The following is an 18,157-nucleotide window of genomic DNA, read 5'->3' on the forward strand; positions in this document are numbered from 1 at the left end:
GTACGAATGAAATAAATAAATTAAACTATACAACTATGGATCGAACAATACCAGAAGAAGTACAACGGAAGAAGCGTCGCCGCCGGATGATGATGTGGAGCGGGGGAGGCGTAGGGTTCTTTGCACTCGTCATTGTGGGTGCCATGGCTTTACAGCCGTCGGTGTCGCGCAGCAGCCTTTCTGTGTCAACGGCCGATGTGGGAACGCTCCAAATCTCCATCAATGCCGCAGGCACCGTAGCCCCGGCCTATGAGGAGATAATCAATTCGCCACTGGATACCCGTGTCGTGGAAGTTTACAAGAAGCCGGGAGACTCGGTGAAGGCGGGGCAGCCCCTGCTGAAGCTTGACTTGCAGACGGCAAGTACTGACTACAACAAGTTGCTCGATGAGGAACAGATGCGCCAGCATCAGATGAAGCAGCTGGAAATCAACAATGAGACCAAGCTGAAGGACCTTGCCATGCAGATACGCGTGTCGGAGATGAAGCTCAACCGCATGGCGGTGGAACTGCGCAACGAACAGTTCCTTGACAGCCTGGGTGCTGGCACCCCCGACAAGGTGCGTCAGGTGGAACTGAATTACAAGGTCAGCAAGCTGGAACACGAGCAGCTGTGTCAGCAATATGCCAATGAACAGAAGGTGATGGCTGCCGAAGAGCAGGTGAAGGCATTGGACTTGAGTATCTTCCGGAAAGGAGTGGCAGAGATGAAACGGACGCTGGAGGAAGCGCAGGTCTTTGCACCGCGCGATGGAGTCCTGACGTTTCTGAACGACCAGATTGGCGTCCGTGTGGCAAAAGGTGAACAGCTTGCCACGGTGGCGGACCTGAGCCGGTTCCAGGTGAAAGGAACCATTGCGGACTCCTACATTGACCGGGTGTCGCAAGGAGCAGAAGCCATTGTCAAGGTGGGAGATGCCTTGTGCAAGGGAGTGGTAAACCATGTGGTTCCTACGTCTGAGGACGGCACCATCGACTTTACCGTGCAGCTGGAAAAGACGGACAACGGGAATCTCCGTTCCGGTCTGAAGGTCGATGTACACGTGATTTATGGTGTGAAGGACAATGTGTTGCGCATTGCCAACGATACCTATTACCTGGGAGCCGGCAAGTATGAACTGTTCGTCATGACCGATGACAACCACCTGGAAAGGCGGGAAGTGGAGTTGGGGGAGAGCAACTGGGATTTCGTGGAGGTCATTTCCGGCCTGAAGCCCGGCGACCGGGTGGTGGTAAGCGATATGAATGCTTATAAAGGAAAATCCGATTTGAAGATTAAATAAGGTGCAGCTCGTTCGCATTGAAGGCAGGGACAGACGCGCATGAACCGCCACTTAGACGGACCAAAGTATAATACTTAGCCTACCTAAGTATAATACTTAGACCCCCTAAGTATTATACTTAGCTCTGTATAAGCCCGGCTTGTTGCGTGTCCTTCCCTGCACTTGAGGAGGGCAAACCCTGGGGTGGACTTCGTCCCGGCAACGGACGCAGTGACCACCGACTATTCAAACAGACGCACCAAGGTGCGTCCCTGTCTATTGAACTATCTAAAAACTAGAAATCTATGATAACCGTAAGAGACTTATCGAAGGTGTACCGCACCGAAGAAATTGAAACACAGGCATTGGAAAACGTGAACTTGCATATCGATGAAGGGGAGTTTGTCAGCATCATGGGGCCCTCGGGATGTGGCAAGTCTACCTTGCTCAACCTGATTGGGCTGCTGGATGCTCCGACCACGGGCAGTATCGAGATAGACGGACGTCGCGTGGACGGCATGAAGGACAGCCACCTGGCTGAATTTCGCAACCGTACGCTGGGGTTCGTGTTCCAAAGTTTCCACCTGATTCCCTCGCTGAACGTACTCGACAATGTGGAACTTCCGCTATTCTATCGCCACGTCCCCTCGAAGGAACGACGCCGGCTGGCTGAAGAGGTACTCGCACGCGTCGGGCTGAGCCACCGCATGAAACACCATCCGGGGCAGCTCTCCGGCGGACAGTGCCAGCGTGTCGCCATAGCCCGTGCCATCATCGGTAATCCGAAGATTATTCTTGCCGACGAGCCTACCGGTAACCTGGACTCCAACATGGGAGCCGAGGTGATGAACATCCTCCATTCACTCAATCAGGAGGACCACCGCACCATCGTCATGGTGACACACAACGAGGAACAGGCACGGCAGACGTCGCGCATCATCCGCTTCTTTGACGGACACCAAATCAATTGAGGGAGGAAGGCTTATGTGGAAAACCTATTTACGACAGATACGCTACCTGCTGAAGGAAAACAAGTTCTTCAGTCTGGTCTATATTCTCGGAACTGCCTTGAGCATCACGATGGTCATGCTCATCCTGATTACCTACTACATCAACACGGCAAACATCGGCGTGGAGGACAAGCGCGACCGCATGTTCTTCTTCACCCGCGCCTATGTCGTGAAGCCCGGAACTGACGCGACGGGTGACAAGTTCTATGATGGCTTCCAGAGCAGTTCGCCGGTGGGGCACAAGTTGATTGAGAGGTACATGTATCCCCTGAAGACACCTGAAGCCAAGTCGTTGGTGGTCAACATGCAGAGTGTGGTCTACAACAAGACGAAGCAGGTTAATGAAGAGATGTCGGCAATCTCTACCGATGCCGATTTCTGGAAGATGTTCTCCATGCGTTTTCTGGCCGGAGGCCCGTTCTCCGATGTGGATGTGAAGAGCAATGCCCGCAAGGTGGTCATCGACGAGTCCACCGCCCGTGCACTCTTCGGGAAGACGGATGTGGTGAACTATCCCATCGACATCGACTGGAAGGAGTACCGCGTCTGTGGCGTGGTGGAGGATGTGCCTTCCTACCTGAGCGATGCCTATGCCCACCTCTGGTTCCCTTATACGACGGCTACCAGCCGCTTCTTCCGGGGAGGTACTAATGATTTGAAGGACATCCAGGGACCTGCCAAGATGTATCTTTTGGGTTACGAACGCAGTGACCAGGAACTGATCCGACAAGAGATGGAGCACCAGATCCAGAAGCTCAATGCGCCGGCAAAGAAGAGCCATTTCACGCTCAACCACCAGCCCGACACGGCGCTGGAATCACTCTTCCGCATGTCCAGTGACCCTTATGACAAGATTTATACCCGCATGCAGGTGGTACTGGTCGTCATCATTGTGCTGCTGATTCTCCCGGCACTGAACCTGTCGGGACTGATTGTGGCACGGATGAAGAAGCGCGGTGAGGAGATTGGCGTCCGCAAGGCTTTCGGGGCGTCCGTGTGGAACATCATGGGGCAGCTGTTCCTGGAGAACTTTGTGCAGATGCTGATTGGGGGAATCATCGGTCTGTGTCTGTCCTGCGGACTGTTCCAGCTGGTACGCAACACGTTGCTGGTATCTTATCGGACGGCAGGGAATGACCTGTCGGTCAAAGGAGTTGATGTGCTGAACTTCTTCCACATCATCAACTTCTCCACCATCTGTTATGTCATACTCATTTGCTTTTTGTTAAACCTCATTTCCACCCTGTTGCCTGCTTGGCGCTATGCCCGCATCTCCATCGTGGAAGCACTAAATAGAAGATAATCATGTTTTCGCATATCCTCAAACTCATCATTAACCAGTGGCGTGGAAACCTTTGGATTCTGGCAGAGCTGTTTATATCCTTCATCTGTATCTGGCAGGTGGGCAATGTGTTCTCGTCATTGCTCAGTCACAAGCTGAGAGACACAGGCTTTGACCTGGAACATGTCTACCGGGTCACAACTGCCATCCGTGAGAAAGACTCCCCATCGTATGACCCCGACAGTCCGTTGACGGACAACTGGAAGGAGCTGGTCGAGCGTGTCCGTCGTTGTCCCGGAGTGGAAAGCGTCGGTCTGACATCCTACACGGCTTTCCCTTATACCGGTTCGACCAACGAACGGTCTTACTTTGGCGACACGACCCGGACGACTGCCCTGCGCGGACAGCTGACTCCGGACGTGATACGGGTGTTGCACATCACGTCCCCCTCGCCGGAGGTTGACCTGGTGAAAGAGACTTCCACGGGTCAGACCTGCTTCCTGGTGTCACCGCAAGCCATGGAGCAGCTGTACGACAAGAACACGGTCCGTTGCCGCATCTATACGAAGGACGAACGGGACAAGGCGTATCCAGGCATTCTCTGCAGTTACCTGACGAATGAATACGCGGACAATAATGATAACCGTGCCCTTTGGGAAATATGGAGCGAGGGACGGATGATCGAGAAGAATGCCAACAAGGACTTGACGATGCTTATCCGGGTGCATCCTGATGCCGACCACGACTTTCGCGAGACCTTCCTTTCAACGATGCGGGCGCAGCTGACGGCGGGAAACCTTTCCATTGTCAACCTGACCAGGATGGAGGACTACCGTACCTATACCCTCAACCTGAGCAGTATCAACCTGATGTATGGTGCCGGTTATTTCCTGGCGGCGTTCTTCTTCATCTGTGCTTTCCTCGGTATCATCGGTACATTCTGGTTCCGCACGGAATCACGTACGTCGGAAATCGGCTTGCGCATGGCGTTGGGTGCTACGCGTCGGCAGGTGCGCTGGCAGATGATTGGCGAAGGACTGATGCTGCTTGGCATCGTATGGCTCCCGGCAGTGATTGTCTCCTATGTGTTGCGTACGGCGGTCTGGGACAATGAAACGCTTTTGTCAGATACGGTGCTGTTCATCACGTTGACAGCCGTTACCACGGTGCTTCTGATGTTGCTCATCGTGGCTGGTATCTGGATTCCTGCCCGGCAAGCGTCGCGCATCAATCCGGTCGATGCCTTGCACTACGAATAGGCATGGACTCTGAGACGTTCACTTTTCATTTCTGATTTGATCATGATAAAATCGTATGCTATGAAGATTCTATTTCTTGCGGCTTTTGCTTGTCTGCCGGTGTTGGCAGCCACGGCACAGCGCCAACTGTCCCTGTCGGAAGCCATCGCCCTGGCGCGTCGGCAGAGCGTGGATGCGGCCGTGGCGCTCAATGAGCTGAAGGCGGCTTATTGGGAGTATCGGACCTACCGTGCCGACCTCCTGCCTGAAGTCAACTTTACCGCTACTTTACCTTCATTCAACAAGAGCTATAACCGCTACCAGCAGAACGACGGTTCCTATACTTTTGTCAAGAATAATAACCTGGGGATGGACGGCGAGCTCTCCATTGACCAGAACGTCTGGCTCACCGGCGGCAAGCTGTCGCTCACCACTTCGCTGTCGTACATCAAGCAGCTTAACGGCTCGAAGCAGGAACAATACATGAATGTGCCCTTGTCGCTCACGTTCACACAGCCCATCTTCGGGGTGAACAGCCTGAAGTGGCAGCGCCGCATCGCTCCGGTGCGCTATCGGGAGGCGAAGGCCGACTTCCTTTCCGCTACTGAGGAAGTGACCCGGAAGGCATTGACGTACTTCTTCGAACTTCTGCTTGCCCGGGAGCAGCTGAACATCGCCCATCAGAACCTGGAGAATTCCGAGAAACTGTACAAGATAGCCGAAGCCAAACGCAGCATCGGACAGATATCGGAGAACGACCGTCTGCAACTCCGCCTGTCGATGCTGAAGGCAAGGGCGGCACTGACGGACAGTGAGAGCGAGTTGAACGCCAAGATGTTTCAGCTCCGTGCCTTTCTGGGGCTGAGCGAGCAGGAGGAGATTGAACCTGTGCTGCCCGAGTCGGTTCCCGATGTGGAAATCCGTTATGCCGATGCCCTGGAGAAGGCTCTGCAGAACAACTCCTTTGCCCAGAACATCCACCGCCGGAAGCTGGAAGCCGACTATGCTGTGGCCGAAGCAAAAGGAAACCTGAGGAGCATTGACCTCTATGCTTCCGTCGGGCTGACGGGGCAGGATGACGGGCTGCGGCGTGTCTACCACTCGTCCGCATGGGGAAACAACCAAGTGGTCGAGGTAGGGGTGAAGATACCCATTCTTGACTGGGGCAAACGTCGGGGAAAGGTCAAGGTGGCAGAGAGCCAGCGGGAGACGGTGCGTGCACAGATACGCCAGGAGGAGATGGACTTCAACCAGGACATGTTCCTGCTCGTGGAGCATTTCAACAACCAGGCCATGCAGGTGCGTATCGCAAATGAGGCGGATTCCGTAGCCCAACAGCGTTACAATGCCAACGTACAGGCTTTCATGATTGGCCAGATCAGTACGCTCGACCTCAACGATTCGCAATCGTCAAAAGATGATGCCCGTCAGACGCGCATCTCCGAACTGTACAATTACTGGAACTACTTCTACCAGCTCCGCAGCCTGACCCTTTGGGATTATGAGCGGAATCAGGAGTTGACCGAGGACTTCGAGCAGGTGATAAAGAATTGACAGGAATCTTGCAGGCTTAAGCTGTAGTTGGCAAGCGACTTATCCCTCTTTTTTTGCCTACTGAAGCCTTGCCGGCTACAGCCCAGGCTTGCAAAGTTGAAGATTTGGCTTTATTTTTGTTAACAGGTTGCCGACCTTCTTTCCCGATGCAGGGACCAGGAAGGGACGCTGACGCACAGTCCGTGCGTCTTCACACCAATTTAAGAACTAGACTATAATGATACTGATAATAGACGATGACAGCTCCATCCGCACTTCACTCAGCTTCCTGCTCAAGCGGGCAGGCTATCAGGTGACGGCTGTTCCCGGTCCGAAAGAGGCCTTGCAGGCTGTGCGCTCGGAAGCCTTTGAACTGATATTGATGGATATGAACTTCACCTTGTCCACCACCGGTGAGGAAGGGCTGGTGCTCCTGCGTCAGGTGAAAATATTCCAGCCGCATGTCCCGGTCATCCTGATGACAGCTTGGGGAAGCATCCAGCTAGCCGTCAAGGGGATGCAGGCCGGTGCCTTCGACTTTGTCACCAAGCCGTGGGACAACCGTGCCTTGCTGAAGATTGTCAAGACGGCTCTTGAGCTGAATGCACCTCCGGCAGAAATCGGGAAGGCGCGATTCGACAAAATCATCGGACGCTCGAAAGCGTTACAGGAAGTGCTCGGACTGGTGGAGCGCATTGCGCCGACGAATGCTCCGGTACTGATTATGGGAGAAAGCGGGACCGGAAAAGAGCTGATTGCTGAAGCCATCCATACGAACAGCCCGCGGAGTGCGGCACCCTTTGTCAAGGTCAATCTGGGTGGTGTGTCGCAGAGCCTGTTTGAGAGTGAAATGTTCGGACACAAGAAAGGGGCTTTCACCGATGCCTATACGGACCGTACGGGACGTTTCGAGATGGCGGACCACGGCACCATCTTTCTGGATGAAATCGGGGAACTTGACCTCGCATGTCAGGTGAAGCTGTTGCGCGTCCTCCAGGATCAGACATTCGAGGTGCTGGGAGACAGCCGTCCGCGGAAAGTGGACGTCCGCGTGGTGAGTGCTACCAATCGCAACCTGGCACAGATGGTTGCCGGACATACCTTCCGTGAAGACCTTTTCTATCGCATCAACCTCATCACCATCCACCTTCCGGCACTGCGTGAACGTCGGGAAGACATTCCTCTCCTGGTCAATCACTTCATTCTCCGTCAGGTCGAAGCAAACGGACTACAGCCGGTCGAGGTGGAAGCCGAAGCCATGGAGTTCCTGCAACGCCTTCCTTACAGCGGGAACATCCGTGAACTGAAGAATCTGGTGGAGCGCACGCTCCTGGTGTCAGGACACCGTGTGTTGCGTGCTGCCGACTTTGAGGCGAACTATCATCCGACGCAGGCTCCCGAGATTCCGGCAGTTGCCGCATCAGGGCTGACACTGGAAGAGATGGAACGGCAGACGATAGTGCAGGCCTTGCACCAGCATGACGGCAATGTGTCGCAGGCAGCGTTGCAGCTGGGACTGAGCCGGGCGTCACTGTACCGCCGGATGGAGAAGTACGGCATTGAAGGTTAGGAGGAACAGCTATGCGTGTACGGACTTTCTTTTTGATTTTTGCCCTGCTGCTGGTGACGACGGGAGCGTTGTGGGTGATTCGTCTGTCAGGAGTCGCCTGGGTGGCAGATGCGGTCTTTGGGGGGATAAGCCTGGTAACCCTGGTCTTCCTGTGGTTGTTCTACCGCCGCATCATGAAGCCTTTCCACTCCATTGAGAATGGCATGTTACTGCTGAAGGAACAGGATTTCAGCTCAAGGTTGCGTACGGTCGGGCAATATGATGCCGATCGCATCGTCCAGGTATTCAACCGTATGATGGAACGCCTGAAGACCGAGCGTCTGCATGTGAGGGAGCAGAACCAGCTGTTCGACCTGATAGCCCATTCGTCGCCGATGGGTATCCTCATCCTGGACTTGGACCGGCGAATCTCCTCCATGAATCCTGCGGCAGAACGTTTCTTGGGCATTCCCTTTCAGTCTGCGGGCGGCAAGACACTGGACGAATGCGATTTTGACTTGAAAGATGCCTTGCTGGGACTGACGATGAACGAGGTAAGGACCGTGCGTCTGGACGATTCGAACATTTACCGGTGCAGCTGCCTGTCGTTCCTGAACAATGGTTTCCGCCATACCTTTTATCTGATAGAACTGCTGACGGAGGAGGTGAACGAAGCCGAGCGGAAGGCATACGAGAAAGTGATCCGCATGATTGCTCATGAGGTGAACAACACGGTGGCAGGGGTGACTTCCACGCTGGATACTCTGGATGCTGCCTGCGAGGGCATGCAGGACAGTGAAGAGATGCGGGAGGTGATACGTATCTGTATCGAGCGTAGCTACAACATGGCACACTTCATCACCAACTTTGCCAATGTAGTCAAGATACCCGATGCCATCCTGGTCCGTACCGATCTCAACGAAGTGGTGCGTGTGAACATGCAGTTCATGGAGAATCTTTGCAATCAGCATGCCATCACGCTGCGAACATCGCTCTCCGAGACTCCCGTATGGGTACAGATGGATGTCGTACTCTTCCAGCAAGTGCTGATAAACATCTTCAAGAATGCGGTGGAGAGCATCGGATGTGGAGGAACGATTTATATCCGTACACAAAAAACTTTGCCGTTGCTGGAAGTGACCGACAACGGCAAAGGTATCGATAAAGAAACGGCGTCGAAGCTGTTCTCACCCTTCTTCTCCACCAAACCCAACGGACAGGGCATCGGTCTGATGCTGGTGCGTGATGTCCTGCTTAAGCATCATTGCACTTTCTCCTTGCGAACGGACACAGACGGACTGACACGCTTCCGTATCCAGTTCCCCGAATGAAGTCAAGGTAGAGTGGGATTGAGGTTAGAATACATGCGGGACAAACTCGGAAAGGTTGTCAGTGATTTCGCTGGTATTCTCGCGGATACCGATTCCGGCAGGTTCGCCGCCAATAACCCATGAGCCAATGATGGGGTAGCGTCCCTGATAGGAAGTCGGGCGGATGTAGGACTGGTAGACATAGCCTTCTTCTCCGTAGTCGCCCTTCGTCTCGGCGATGCGGACCTCCTCGTTCCAGTCATGGATATCGACGATGCTTACGTTGTGACCTTCGCGGGAGTAGATAGGCTTCTTGCAGAAAATGCCGAATTGCGGACGTGAGAGGAATGCCGGAAGTACGTAAGGCGAGTTGGGAAACAGTTCATAGAGGATAGTGAGAATTGCCTTGTTTGACATGACTGCTTTCCAGATGGGCTCAATCCAACGGATGTCGGCCAGACAGCCTACTTCGCTCTCGTTTATCATCCATTCCCACGGATAAAGCTTGAAGCAGTCGGTAATGCGTTCGCCACTGGGGTCGAAGAACCGGCCTTCGTTCAGGTTCATATCGGCGATGTCCATCACCCGTGTGGAGATGCCGGCTTCCATGGCGGTGCTTGCCAGGTATTGCAGGGTCCCGGTGTCTTCACTGTTTTCCAACGAACCTACAAAGTGTACGCTGCTGTGGGGCTTGTACATATCTTTCCACGATTGGACCAGGGCTTCGTGGATGCCGTTATACTGGTCACGGTAGGAAAACAAATCCTCCTTCCATTGCCACTGAATGAGTGAGGCTTCCAGCAGGGAGGTCGGCGTGTCGGCATTGAACTCCAGGATTTTGGGCGTTCCATCCGGAGCAATCAGAAAATCAAAACGTCCGTACAGGCTGGGCTCGTCTTCATCCCAGGCATATTTGATGCGTCTGCAGACGTGTGGCGGAATCTTCAGGACCTGTTCCATCCATTGTGGACGTTCCTCGATAATATGTCGTGCAGCCTCACACATCATCTGGTAAGCCTGGCGGGTAGCCTGTTCCAGTTTCTCCACTTCGTCTGCGCGGAGGAGATAGTAGGCTTCTTCTTTCCAGTATGCCGCGTGGAAATCAAATCCAAGTTGCTCAATCTTTTCTTGGTAATTTGGGCGGGGTGTTACAGATATTCTGTCCATGGTGCATCAGGTCATTTAAGCGTAAATACTACGTGAACGTCCGGTCGAGCCAAACACCGAACCTTTGGTCTTGGCTGATGGAGTACTCATCTTCACACCTGAAGGGGCATCGACGGTAGCTCCTTGTGCATTACGCCATGTTCCGCTGCCCGGATAATAATAATGAGTGGTGGAAAGTCCGTTGGCAATGGATGGCATCAGTGCCCAACGCATCAGCATGGCATTGTAAATCCATTGGTTGCCTTGTGAGTCACGGTATTCTTCTTTGTCTTTCGGATTCTCGGGGAGTTCTGTCTTCTGTGTGCATCCGGACAACGCCATCATGCACACGGCAGCAATCAGATAAGTCTTTCTGTTCATCTTATTTTTGTACTAAACAAATCGTGGTAAAAATACAAACAAACTTCCGATAAGCTTTTCTCCCGGAACACAAAAAAGCTAAATGATGGGGAACTTTGACTGAAGTACAGGAGTCATTGCGTTCGGATAACCAATCCATAAGTCCAGTATCTGTCCGGATGTAATGCTCATCTTTCTTATATTAAAGGAAGGAGAGGAAAGGCTTTTCCAGTCGAAAAGAATTACAGAAGTCGGTGCAACCGATGGATAGGCATTCCGCCACGTCCCTCTTCCGGAACTATGTGCCAGATGTAGGGGCCCGCAGGGGAGAACATTGCAGCAAATAAGGTCTCGAAGGGAGCAGGCAATTGAAGAGTAAGCGTTGGCTGTGCTGACAAAAAAGCAATACCTCCCAGCCATTCGGTAGATGCCATCTCTTCACGAAGCGGGAAGGAGCGTACGTATCGTCCGCCTTCCACAACCACTACTTGCAGACTTTCCGCAGTTGTGGCGTTGCGCCATAACTGATGCACTGCATATTGTCTGACGGGACCGGACATTAGCGTTGGCGTTGTTGCTGACGACGCAGCTCGGCAGGAGAGAGGCGTTGCGGTGTTTTTGTAACTGACGTAGTGTCAGGAGTCTCCGGTTGCTTCTCCTTTTTGGAGTTCAAGGTATCTGTCGTTGATTGGGCGATGGAATCGGCTTTCTCTGCTGCTTTTCGCCGCATTGCTTCCAGATGTTTCAGCTCGACGGAAGTCGGATGGATGCGTGTCAGTGATACATTGCCGAGTACCACCGGGCGCAGGGCTGACTTAACCGAGTCCGACAGATAGATAAAGCCTTGTATGCTTCTGAGCTGCAAGGTATCAGCCTTGATGTTGAGAACGAGACGTCCGTTTCTCGTAACAGTACGCATGACTGCCTGTGTGGAGTCATTGCGGTAGCTCAACGTGAGACCGGCATAGAGGTTTATGGGGAGCGAATCGGGACGTAACACATCCATTTCCCATGTGAATCGGTCAAGCTGGTGATAGGTTGTATCGGCGGTAAGATTGAATGTCAGTCTGTTGGTAAGTGCTGCCGGAGTAAGTACATACATCTTCTTTCCTTGCCACAGCGATACGGTATCACCTGAAACCGTTGTCTGCTGTTTCCGTTCCTGGTACAAGGTGGCGAGGTTCTTGTTGGCATCCTCATACCGCTTGCTGAGATTCTGGTAGATGTCATCCAACTTCTCCATGTTGCGTGTGTACCACACCATGGAACTGTCGAACTGCGCTTCAGTGATGTGATGTTTCTCAAAGACATAGTCGGTGAGTAACTCACGCTTGTAACGTTCTTCTCCATTGAACTCCGTTCCCACAGCTTGCGCCAGGTGATAATCATAGAGAATGTCTTCCATACGGTCGGGTGGAATGACATCGGAGGGCATCCGTTTCTTGCATGAAGTCAGCGTGAGGCAACCGCCTACGGCCAACCACAGAAGCAGGTCAGGCAGCTTTTTCATTCTTATCGGTTGATTGGGTTGAAGAGTGTTGGTTCAGATAGTTGCTATAGAACAGCAGCAAAGCAATGATGCCACAGCTGATGGCAGCATCTGCAAAGTTGAAGATTGGACTGAAAAAGATGAAGCGGTTGCCACCAACCAAAGGCATCCAGTCGGGCCAATAGGTATCAATGATCGGGAAATAGAACATGTCGACCACACGACCGTGGAAGAGGGATGTGTAGCCTTCTCCCCAAGGAACGAACTGCGCCAGCTGGAACGGGGTACTTTCAGAGAATATCATCCCGTAGAACACGCTGTCAATGATGTTTCCGGCTGCACCGGCAAGAATGAGTGACAGGCAGACAATGAAGCCTGTCTTCATGGTGCCTCTTTTGATCATCTTATGCAGGTAATAGATGATAGCGGCGACTGCAACGATGCGGAAAGTGGTCAGGAACAGCTTGCCGAATATTTCCATACCGAATGCCATCCCATTGTTTTCAGTGAAATAGATATAGCACCAGTCAGTGACCCGGATGCTTTCGTGGAAATACATGTTTGTCTTTACGGCAATCTTGATAAGTTGGTCGATGACCAATACCAAAAAGATGATTATCAGGGAAAGTCTGCCTTGAGTCAATAGTTTCTTCATTGGATCTGTAAGTTGTTGGGCTGAAAGTCTTAGAGCTGACGAGTCCTTTAGTTCCAAGTCTTTTGTCAAGGCTCATACTAAAATACCCGTCAGCTCACTCACTTTCAATTCCCAATTACTTTTTAGCTTGTTTGGCTTCGATACTTAATGTTGCGTGAGGAACAGCACGCAAACGTTCGGCGGGAATCAGTTTGCCGGTTTCACGGCAAATACCGTAAGTCTTGTTTTCGATGCGTACCAATGCGGCTTGCAATCCTTGGATAAACTTCAGTTCCCGTTGCGCCAGACGTGTTGTCTCTTCCTTGGACAAGGTGTTGGCACCTTCCTCTAAGATTTTGTAGGTAGGGGATGTGTCGTCCACATCGTTGCCGTCTACGTTCATCATACTTGCCCGCAACTGTTCGTAATTTTTTTGTGCGGTAGCCAGTTTCTCAAGGATAATTGCTTTAAATTCTTCCAACTCTGCATCTGAGTATCTAGTCTTCTCAGCCATAGTAGTATTTATAGTTTTAAGATTAAGATTTAGTTTTTTACAACCTTGATAAACAAGGAGAAGTCGTCGAATGAAAGTTCCGTACCGTCTTCTACCTCATCTACCAGTTCCAGTCCGGTGGCTAAAACTTGGTTACAAATATAATCATTATATTCTATCACGGCATCATCGGTCTGTGAATTTTTGGACAGACAGATGCTTATCTTGTCCGTGATTTCGAAGCCACTGCTTTTACGGATGTTTTGAATACGGTTGACAAGTTCACGTGCTACACCTTCGCGACGCAGCGCTTCAGTCACCACCACATCCAAAGCAACGGTCAGTTTTCCGTCGTTAGCAACCAGCCATCCCGGGATATCTTCACTGAGGATTTCCACATCGGCTACTTCGACGACAGCCTCTCCCGTTGGCAGTGCCAGTGTATAGCTGCCGTTGGTTTCAAGTTCGGCAATTGCGTCCTGGGTCAATCCTGCCACAGCGGCAGCTACAGCTCCCATTTGTGCTCCGAATTTCGGACCCATTTTCTTGAAGTTGCATTTTACCTTTTTCACCAAAATGGCGCGGTCGTTCTCAACAAACTTCAATTCCTTGACATTCACTTCGCTCAAGATAAGTGATTGTACAGCTTCCAATCGTTCACGCTGTTTAGCATCCGTGACAGGAATCATGATGCACTGCAGGGGCTGACGTACCTTGATATTTACCTTGCGGCGCAGGGCAAGTACCATAGAGGTGACATCCTGTGCCATCTGCATACGCATTTCCAGTTCCTTATCCACGAAAGAAGCATCGAAGACGGGGAATTGTGCCAAGTGGACAGAAACAGCATTACCACGTCCGGTAACAGCAACCAGGTCTTTGTACAGCCGGTCGGCATAAAATGGAGCGATGGGGGCCATGAGGCGGGCTACTGTTTCCAAGCAGGTATAAAGAGTCTGGTAAGCAGACAGTTTGTCGGTTGACATCGAGCTGCCCCAGAAACGTTTACGGTTCAGACGTACATACCAGTTGGACAAATTGTCATTGACAAAGTCCTGAATCAGACGTCCCGCCTTTGTCGGTTCATAATCGGCATAACATGCATCAACATCCTGAATCAGGGAGTGGAGTACCGAGAGAATCCAACGGTCAATCTCCGGACGTTCGTTCATCGGGACTTCAGCCTCTGCATATTCGAAGCCGTCAACATTGGCATAGAGGGCAAAGAAAGAGTAGGTGTTATAGAGGGTTCCGAAGAATTTCCGGCGAACCTCATCCACTCCTTTTGCGTCAAACTTCAAGTTATCCCACGGAGAGGAGTTCGTAATCATGTACCAGCGCAACGGGTCGGAGCCGTATTCTTCGATGGCACCAAACGGGTCAACGGCATTGCCTAAACGTTTGGACATCTTGTTACCGTTCTTATCCAGGACAAGTCCGTTAGAGATAACAGCCTTGTAGGCTACACTGTCGAACACCATGGTTGCGATGGCATGGAGTGTGAAGAACCATCCACGGGTTTGGTCAATGCCTTCGGCGATGAAGTCTGCCGGATAAATGAGACGGCTGTCAAGTTCCTCCTTATGTTCGAACGGATAGTGAACTTGTGCATACGGCATAGCACCAGAGTCGAACCACACGTCGATAAGGTCTGTTTCACGTTTCATCGGCAGACCGCTCTCAGATACCAGGATAATGTCATCCACATAAGGACGATGCAGGTCTATCTTGTCATAATTCTCTTTGGTGTAAACACCGGGGACGAAGCCGTTATCCTTATAGGGATTGGACTTCATAAAACCTGCTGCAACAGCTTTTTCAATTTCGTTGTACAGCTCTTCAACAGAACCGATGCAGATCTCTTCCTTATTTTCCGAACGCCAGATAGGTAACGGAGTACCCCAATAGCGCGAACGGCTCAGATTCCAGTCATTCAAGTTCTCCAACCATTTGCCGAAGCGTCCGGTTCCGGTTGACTCAGGTTTCCAGTTAATGGTCTTGTTCAGTTCTATCATGCGCTCTTTACAAGCCGTAGAACGGATGAACCAACTATCCAGCGGATAATAGAGTACCGGTTTGTCTGTACGCCAGCAATGCGGATAATTGTGTACATGCTTTTCAATCTTGAATGCTTGGTTGGCAGCCTTCATCTGCATACAGATGGAGATATCAAGTGTTTCGTCCTTGTCGGTCAGATTCGGGTCGTAGGCATTCTTCACGAAGCGGCCCTCATATTCCTTATATAAAGCTACGTTGACATACTCTTTGACAAAGTTCTCGTCCAGCTCGTCCAACAGATAGAATTTACCTTGCAAATCAACCATCGGGCGACGTTCCCCTTTCTTGTCAACCATTTGCAAGGGAGGAATACCGGCAGCCTTGGCTACCATGGCATCATCCGCACCAAAAGTAGGTGCGATGTGTACAATACCCGTACCGTCTTCAGTCGTTACATAATCACCGGGGATTACGCGGAAGGCACCTTCACCCGGATTAACCCAAGGGAAGAGCTGCTCATATTCCATGCCCACCAATTCGGGACCTTTGTACTCAGCAATCACCTTGAAGGGAATGAGTTTATCTCCTTGTTTGTATTCTTCCAAAGGAAGACCTTCCGCTTTTTTGTTGAAGTGGTTGTAGAGAAGTGCTTTGGCCAGAACGACCGTGATTTTCTCTCCGGTATATCCGTTATAGGTCTGAACAGCTACATAATCAATCTTCGGTCCAACACAAAGAGCCGTATTTGAAGGCAATGTCCACGGCGTAGTGGTCCATGCCAGGAAATAAGGAGTACCCCACTGTGTCATTTCCGGTTTGGGATTTTTTATTCTGAATTGTGCCACAACCGTCGTGTCCTTCACGTCGCGGTAGCATCCCGGTTGATTCAGTTCGTGTGAGCTCAATCCTGTTCCGGCTGCCGGAGAATACGGCTGAATGGTATAACCTTTATAAAGGAGATTCTTATTATACAACTGTTTCAGAAGCCACCAGAGCGTTTCGATGTATCTGTTGTCATACGTGATGTAGGGATTATCCAGATCCACCCAATAGCCCATTTTATGGGTCAGGTCTGTCCATTCCTTGGTGTATTTCATCACGTCCTGGCGGCATTCCTTATTGTAATCAGCTACGGAGATGGTCTTGCCGATAGCCTCTTTGGTGATTCCAAGTTTCTTTTCCACGCCAAGTTCCACAGGAAGTCCATGTGTATCCCATCCGGCTTTGCGTTTCACCAGATAGCCTTTCATGGTCTTATAACGGCAAAACGTATCTTTGATGGAGCGTGCCATCACATGGTGTATACCCGGCATACCATTGGCCGAAGGAGGACCTTCATAGAAAATGAAAGAAGGACAGCCTTCACGTTCTGTCATACTTTTGGAGAAAACATCGTTTTCATCCCATTCCTTCAATACATCTTTGTTTACTTGTGATAGGTCGAGCTGACCATGTTCAGCAAATCTCTTACCCATAGCTGTTATCTATTTTTTACAATGTCACTTTTAATAACGCGCAAAAATACAAGAAAAAAGCATAGGAGGAAATATTTATTTCGTAAAAAGGTACAAAATGCTTGCCTTTGTCAGGTCACATCCATAGATGACTTTCAAAATTTCAATCGTGTGGCTCACGGCTGAAAGATGAATTGTTCAAAAAACCGATGCAAAAGCCGAGGGACGGCGTACTCCTCCAATTCGTTTATTTTTATACGTTCAAAGCCAGCAAACGAATGAGTATCTTCCGGAAGTATCACTTCATAAAAAGTCGCGTAGATTACACGATGGGAAAGTACATGTTTTATTTCCCGCTGCAAGCAACGGAACGTCGGAGTCTCTCTCGGGACAATCCACGCCTGTAATTTGTCGGAGCCATATAATTCTTCCTCCGTCCAAGGGGTGTCACTTTCAACGAGTGGAAGCTCATACAGATTCTTCCAAATATCATCATCCGTTCGCTTATGAATAAAGGTAAACGCGCCCGCGCGAACATATATATAATTAAAGTATCGGGGAAGGACCTTGGTTCGGTGCGATTTTACGGGTAATTTGTCTACGCATCCTTCCTTCCGTGCCACACAGGATACTTCCAATGGACAAGTACTACAATCTGGCGACTGAGGCAGGCATTGCAATGCTCCAAAATCCATGATTGCCTGATTGTACAGTCCTGGATGCTGTGTATCAAGCAACTGGTTCGCCCATTTGGAAAACAGCTTTTTCCCGGTAGCCGTATCAATAGGGGTATCTATGCCCAGCCAACGTGACAGTACCCGGTAGACGTTCCCGTCAACCGCTGCATAAGGCAGCCCGTAGGCAAATGAACAGATGGCAGCTGCGGTATACTCACCAATGCCTTTCAAGGCTCGTACTTCTTCATAGGTTTTCGGAAATCCATCTTCTCGGGACGCAATCATACGAGCCGCTTCATGAAGGTTTCGGGCACGTGAATAATACCCCAGCCCTTGCCACAACCTCATGACCTCATCTTCCGGAGCTTCAGCCAGGGATTTTACCGTAGGAAAACGCTCCATGAATTTCAGAAAATAGGCATAGCCTTGAGCTACACGTGTTTGCTGGAGTATGATTTCCGAAATCCATATCTGATAAGGATCGGTCGTTTCTCGCCAAGGCAGGTCTCGTTTATGTTCGTTATACCATCGTTCTATGGTCGTTGCAAACTCATTCATTACACATTCTTATATTTTGATTTTCGGAACGCAAAAATAGATAAGAATGACATAGATGAGAAATGTTTTTTTGAAAAATAGTTCGGAATATATTTCTTAGAGAGCTAGAAAAGCTATATATTTGCAGACCAAAAAATTAAGATAAACGTGTAACAATAATTACT

At 50.8% G+C, this 18,157-nt stretch carries 14 protein-coding genes; 7 read left to right on the top strand and 7 right to left on the bottom strand.

Annotated features, from left to right (window positions below):
- Window positions 1–35: 35 nt before the first annotated feature.
- The 7 genes from M3087_RS08155 (at window position 36) to M3087_RS08185 (ending at window position 9,205) form a co-directional block, all read left to right on the top strand.
- Complete coding sequence (locus M3087_RS08155; RefSeq protein WP_249094930.1) at window positions 36–1,283, top strand: efflux RND transporter periplasmic adaptor subunit; 1,248 nt, start codon at window positions 36–38, stop codon at window positions 1,281–1,283.
- Between the two features lie 284 nt (window positions 1,284–1,567).
- Complete coding sequence (locus M3087_RS08160; protein ID WP_022385322.1) at window positions 1,568–2,233, top strand: ABC transporter ATP-binding protein; 666 nt, start codon at window positions 1,568–1,570, stop codon at window positions 2,231–2,233.
- 13 nt (window positions 2,234–2,246) lie between these two features.
- The gene (locus M3087_RS08165; protein WP_249094932.1) at window positions 2,247–3,575 is read left to right on the top strand and encodes an ABC transporter permease; all 1,329 of its coding nucleotides are present in this window, start codon (window positions 2,247–2,249) and stop codon (window positions 3,573–3,575) included.
- 2 nt (window positions 3,576–3,577) lie between these two features.
- Window positions 3,578–4,813 carry an ABC transporter permease gene (locus M3087_RS08170; RefSeq protein ID WP_249094934.1) on the top strand — a complete coding sequence of 412 codons (1,236 nt, stop codon included), beginning with the start codon at window positions 3,578–3,580 and terminating at the stop codon, window positions 4,811–4,813.
- A gap of 60 nt (window positions 4,814–4,873) precedes the next feature.
- Window positions 4,874–6,346: a TolC family protein gene (locus M3087_RS08175; protein WP_022385319.1), complete on the top strand. Its 1,473-nt coding sequence runs from the start codon at window positions 4,874–4,876 to the stop codon at window positions 6,344–6,346.
- A 217-nt stretch (window positions 6,347–6,563) separates the two neighbouring features.
- Window positions 6,564–7,895 carry a sigma-54-dependent transcriptional regulator gene (locus M3087_RS08180; protein WP_249094936.1) on the top strand — a complete coding sequence of 444 codons (1,332 nt, stop codon included), beginning with the start codon at window positions 6,564–6,566 and terminating at the stop codon, window positions 7,893–7,895.
- Window positions 7,896–7,906: 11 nt separating this feature from the next.
- The gene (locus tag M3087_RS08185; protein ID WP_249094939.1) at window positions 7,907–9,205 is read left to right on the top strand and encodes a sensor histidine kinase; all 1,299 of its coding nucleotides are present in this window, start codon (window positions 7,907–7,909) and stop codon (window positions 9,203–9,205) included.
- Between the two features lie 24 nt (window positions 9,206–9,229).
- On the opposite strand, the gene M3087_RS08190 is transcribed toward M3087_RS08185, so the two are convergent.
- The 7 genes from M3087_RS08190 to mutY all read right to left on the bottom strand — a co-directional run bounded on the left by M3087_RS08190 (window position 9,230) and on the right by mutY (window position 17,993).
- Entirely contained in the window at window positions 9,230–10,351 is a 1,122-nt protein-coding gene (locus M3087_RS08190) for a glutathionylspermidine synthase family protein (RefSeq protein ID WP_106484995.1), read from the bottom strand.
- A gap of 15 nt (window positions 10,352–10,366) precedes the next feature.
- Window positions 10,367–10,711 carry a hypothetical protein gene (locus M3087_RS08195; RefSeq protein WP_022385315.1) on the bottom strand — a complete coding sequence of 115 codons (345 nt, stop codon included), beginning with the start codon at window positions 10,709–10,711 and terminating at the stop codon, window positions 10,367–10,369.
- Between the two features lie 538 nt (window positions 10,712–11,249).
- Complete coding sequence (locus M3087_RS08200) at window positions 11,250–12,200, bottom strand: DUF4296 domain-containing protein (RefSeq protein WP_022385313.1); 951 nt, start codon at window positions 12,198–12,200, stop codon at window positions 11,250–11,252.
- Window positions 12,184–12,834 carry a lipoprotein signal peptidase gene (locus M3087_RS08205; RefSeq protein WP_022385312.1) on the bottom strand — a complete coding sequence of 217 codons (651 nt, stop codon included), beginning with the start codon at window positions 12,832–12,834 and terminating at the stop codon, window positions 12,184–12,186. Before M3087_RS08205 ends, M3087_RS08200 begins: the two co-directional genes overlap by 17 nt.
- 115 nt (window positions 12,835–12,949) lie before the next feature.
- On the bottom strand, window positions 12,950–13,327 hold the full coding sequence (locus M3087_RS08210) for a TraR/DksA family transcriptional regulator (RefSeq protein ID WP_022385311.1): 378 nt from the start codon (window positions 13,325–13,327) through the stop codon (window positions 12,950–12,952).
- A gap of 29 nt (window positions 13,328–13,356) precedes the next feature.
- Complete coding sequence (gene ileS / locus M3087_RS08215; RefSeq protein ID WP_249094941.1) at window positions 13,357–16,779, bottom strand: isoleucine--tRNA ligase; 3,423 nt, start codon at window positions 16,777–16,779, stop codon at window positions 13,357–13,359.
- A gap of 155 nt (window positions 16,780–16,934) precedes the next feature.
- The gene (gene mutY / locus M3087_RS08220) at window positions 16,935–17,993 is read right to left on the bottom strand and encodes an A/G-specific adenine glycosylase (protein WP_249094943.1); all 1,059 of its coding nucleotides are present in this window, start codon (window positions 17,991–17,993) and stop codon (window positions 16,935–16,937) included.
- Window positions 17,994–18,157: the final 164 nt, after the last annotated feature.

It is taken from the genome of Mediterranea sp. ET5 (genome assembly GCF_023337025.1).
Classification (GTDB): domain Bacteria; phylum Bacteroidota; class Bacteroidia; order Bacteroidales; family Bacteroidaceae; genus Phocaeicola_A.